Source organism: Mycolicibacter sinensis (assembly GCF_001667945.1).
GTDB lineage: Bacteria > Actinomycetota > Actinomycetes > Mycobacteriales > Mycobacteriaceae > Mycobacterium > Mycobacterium sinense_B.
Genome location: NZ_LZJK01000021.1, coordinates 1 through 1,686, shown reverse-complemented (window position 1 = coordinate 1,686; position 1,686 = coordinate 1). Strand labels below are relative to the sequence as shown.

At 69.2% G+C, this 1,686-nt stretch carries 1 protein-coding gene; it reads right to left on the bottom strand.

Features of this window, described 5'->3' with window-relative positions; all coding sequences use genetic code 11:
* Window positions 1–1,686: DUF4118 domain-containing protein (locus tag A5694_RS02000; RefSeq protein WP_064920183.1), on the bottom strand; the 1,686-nt coding region annotated here is incomplete at both ends.

Below are 1,686 nucleotides of genomic sequence, written 5' to 3'. Positions count from 1 at the left end.
TCCCCCCATCGCCTCGACGAACCCTCGCGCAACCGACAAGCCCAGGCCGATGCCGGCGGTGTTGTCGTGGTCACCGATCCGCTGAAACGGCTCAAACAAGTGCTCGCCGTCGTGCGGTAGACCACGCCCCTGATCGGCGACGTTGAGCAGAACCCGGTCGCCGAGTTGACACGCGGTGACCCGCACCGGGCCCTCCGGCGCATAACGCAGGGCATTATCCAGCAGGTTGGCCAGCACCCGCTCCAACAGTCCCGGGTCGGCCAGCGCCACCGCATCGCCGACATCGACTCTGACTCGGTCGATGCCCGAACGGAAGAAGCCGGTCTTGCCCCGGCCGATGCTGACCAGCGCTCGTTGCACGGCTTCCTCCAGATACACCCGGCCCAGTTCGGGGTGCACCACCCCGGCGGCCAGCCGGGATGAGTCAAGCAGATTGCCCACCAGGGCGGTGAGCTGGTCGATCGACTCCTCAACGGTGGCAAGCAGTTCGGTGGTGTCTTGCGGTGAGAACCAGACGTCGTCGGCGCGCAGGCTCGACACCGCCGCTTTGGCTGCCGCCAGCGGGGTACGCAGATCGTGACTGACCGCCGACAGCAGGGAGCGGCGCAGTTCGTCGGTGCGCATCACGGCGTCGGCCCTCCCCGCTTCGACCGCCAATTCCTCCTGGCGTACCAGTCCCGCGGCCTGCCGCGCCACCACCGACAGCACCCGGCGGTCCCGGGAGGCCAACTGGCGGCCGGCCATCAACATCCAAAACTCGTTGTCGCCGACATCGATCGCGGTGTCGGCGAGAGCCACCGACATGCAGGGGTTCTCGCCGACCGAAGCGACGACCTCGGGCTGTTCGGGGGCCGCGGCTCCGCTCGGCACCCGTACCAGGCTCACCGAGCGTTGCGTGTAGGTCTCGCGCACCCGTTCCAGCAGGCTGTCCAGATCCGCTCCGCGCAGCACCGATCCGGCGAACAGTGTCATCAACTCGGCTTCCCGCGAGGCGCGGCCGGCCTCGCGGGATCGTTTGGCCGTGCTGTCGACCAGTGCCGCCACCGCGACCGCCACCAGCAGCAGCACCACCTCGGTCACCGCGGCGTCGTGTTCGGCGATGGCGAAATCGCCGCGCGGCGCGAGCAGGAAATAGTTGAGCAGCACACCCGACAGCAATGCCGACAGCACGGCCGGCGCGATACCGCCGAGCAGTGCCACCACCAGCACCCCGACCACGAACAGGGCGCTTTGCCCGCTGTTGAGGTAGTGATCCAGCCAGCCGACCACGATCGCGCAGACCAGGCACGGGACGGCGATCGCGGCCAGCCAGGACGCCGCGCGCCGCTCCCGCGGGGAGATCGACACCGCCCGGAAGTTCGGCTTGGTGTCCTCGTCGGTGACGATGTGCACGTCGATATCGCCGGATTGCTGCACCACCGCCGCACCGACGCCCTCGTCGAGGATGCGGGCCCAGCGCGAACGCCGCGAGCTGCCGATCACCAGTTGGGTGGCGTTGACGTCACGGGCGAAGTCGAGCAACGCGGCTGGCACGTCATCGCCGATCACGGTGTGCAGGGACGCGCCCAGGCTGACCGCCAGTTGGCGGATCTGGCCCACGCGCGGCGCCGGCGCAACGGAATCGCCGTCGCGCAGCACGTGCAGCACCAGCAGTTCGCCGCCGGCCTTGGATGCGATCCGGGAGGC